This window comes from Microbacterium sp. zg.Y909 (genome assembly GCF_024626565.1).
In genome coordinates this window covers 1-2,218 of record NZ_JANJFJ010000552.1, presented here as the reverse complement: position 1 = coordinate 2,218, position 2,218 = coordinate 1, and the positions used below count along the sequence as shown (strand labels likewise).

General features: G+C 71.6%; 3 protein-coding genes. 1 reads left to right on the top strand and 2 read right to left on the bottom strand.

Going from position 1 to position 2,218, the window contains the following annotated elements:
* Window positions 1–93 (bottom strand): DUF4193 domain-containing protein (locus NQ160_RS22685; protein WP_257517290.1); only part of this gene is annotated, 93 nt, incomplete at its 3' end.
* 218 nt (window positions 94–311) lie between these two features.
* Here NQ160_RS22685 and sepH point away from each other — a divergent pair.
* Entirely contained in the window at window positions 312–1,361 is a 1,050-nt protein-coding gene (gene sepH, locus NQ160_RS22680; RefSeq protein WP_257517289.1) for a septation protein SepH, read from the top strand.
* On the opposite strand, the gene NQ160_RS22675 is transcribed toward sepH, so the two are convergent.
* Window positions 1,358–2,218 (bottom strand): alkaline phosphatase family protein (locus NQ160_RS22675; protein ID WP_257517288.1); only part of this gene is annotated, 861 nt, incomplete at its 5' end. The two genes, sepH and NQ160_RS22675, sit on opposite strands and share 4 nt — an antisense overlap.

Sequence of the window (2,218 nt, the reverse complement as noted above, 5' to 3'; positions counted from 1 at the left end):
GCCCGAGAGCTTGTCGGGCACGCGCTCTTTGAGCGCCTCAATCGACTCGCTGTCATCCTCGGTCTTGCGCGGTGCGTCGTAATCGGTGGCCATTCTCGAACGTCTCTACTTCCAGTTCATCGTGCATGTTCGCCCGATCGGGCGGCCATAGTTTGCATGACGGGATGCCTTTTCGCAAATGCTCTCGGCGGACGCCCAGCGTGCGTCTACGGCCGACCCGTGAAACTCGCGGCGCGCCCTGGATATTCCCGGGTGTGGGGCCGGGGCGTGACACCATGGCGGCACACGGCAGATTGGGAGGCGTGTTTCGTATGGAACAGCTCAAGGTGATCGGCACCGAGGACGGCACGATCGTCCTCGCCACCGAAAGGGGCGATCGCTTCGCCCTCCCTATCGACGACGTGCTGCGCGTCGAACTGCGAAAGGCCCGGCGCGACCGCGACGGCGACCGGCGCGGTTCGAAGCCCAGTCCCCGCGACGTGCAGGCGCACATCCGCTCCGGGCTGTCGGCGGCCGAGGTCGCCGAACTGCTGGGCGCCCGCCTCGAGGACGTCCAGCGCTACGAGGGTCCGGTGCTCGCCGAACGTGAGCACGTCGTCGGGCAGGCTCTCGCCGTCCCCGTGCTCGTCGGAAGCGAACTCGAGCCCGACGCGCAGCCGACCTTCGGCGCGGCCGTGCGCGCCAAGCTGACCGAGGCCGGCGCCGTGGGTGAACGCTGGACCAGCTGGCGCGAGCAGTCCGGCTGGATCGTGAAGCTCGAGTTCACCGCCAACGACGTCGCCCACGACGCCCGCTGGACGTTCGACCCCCGCCGCAGCACCCTCGCGCCGCAGAACAGCGACGCCACGCAGCTGTCGCGACAGGGGTCGCTGCCCGAGGGTCTCATCCCCCGACTGCGCGCCCTTGACCACCCCATGGGCAAGGACGAGTCGCGCTTCGACAGCGGCGCGTTCGGACCCCGACGCCCGCTCGAGGCCGAACCGGAGTCCGACGCCCCCGATGTGCGCACGCCCACCGGGCAGTCGGCGCAGTCCGCCGCGATCAAGCGCGCGCCCGACATGCCCGTGACCTCGTCCGAGACGGCAGACCTGCTCGAAGCGCTGCGCCGCCGCCGCGGTCAGCGCGAACCGCTGCCCGGAACGGCGGCCACGCCGCAGACCGCGTCGCCGTCGCCGGTCGCGCTCTTCGAATCGGCGGATGCCGCACAGGCACGGTCCGCCGCAGCACAGCCGGCCGAGCACACAGCGCCCGCCGGCCAGGAGCAGCGCTCCGACGACAACGGCGGACGACGCCGTGGCGGACGCCCGTCGATGCCGTCCTGGGACGAGATCGTCTTCGGGGCGCGCACCGAGGAGTCCTAGCCCGCGTACGCCCCCAAGCGGATGAGCGGGACGATCCGCTCCTCCGCCGTGATCGAGCCGTGCTGGCCGACCATTCGCTGCGGTCCCTTGTCGCGCAGGCGATCGTCGTAGTACGCGATTCCCGCGCGGGCGGCGACCAGCACGTCGCCGATGCGGGGCAGCACCTCGGGGTCGGTAGGGCCGAACAGCCCCGCCTGCACCGCCTCGTCTCGGGTGAGCACCCACGACCGGCCGCTCTCGCCCGACATCCAGGCGGCGTGCACCGCAGCTGCCTCACCCGGCTCGGTGTACAGATGCAGCATCCGTGGTTCGCCGCCGATCACCCGCACGCCGTCGGTGAGTCCGTCGCCGTCGCGCAGCAGCAGGTGGCGGTGCCGCGGCACGTCGACCATTCCGTGATCGGCGGTGACGACGACACCGGTGCGTGGCGCGACGAGCTGCGAGAGTCGCCGCGCCGCGGCATCCACCCGCTCCAACCCCGCCGACCACTCGTCGGACTCCCACCCGTGGCGGTGGCCGAGCGAATCCAGCTCGGGCGCGTAGAGGTAGACGAGGGCGCCCGGATGCCGGGCCGCCGCGTCGGCCGCGCGCTCGATGCGCTCGTCGAGGTCGTCGGCTCCGACGAACGTGGCCCCGCGAAGAGTCGCCTCGGTGAATCCGGTGTTCGCGTACTCGGACTTCGTGACGACGAAGCAGGGCCGTCCCGCGCGGGACTCCCGTGCGAAGAGAGGCTCAGCGCGCTGCCACGTCAGCGGGTCGAGGCCGTGGCTCTCCCAGCCCTTGAGCTGGTTGGGGGCCTCGTCCGTCCCGGGAATGCGCAGGCGGTACCCGACGATGCCGTGCGTACCCGGCTCGAC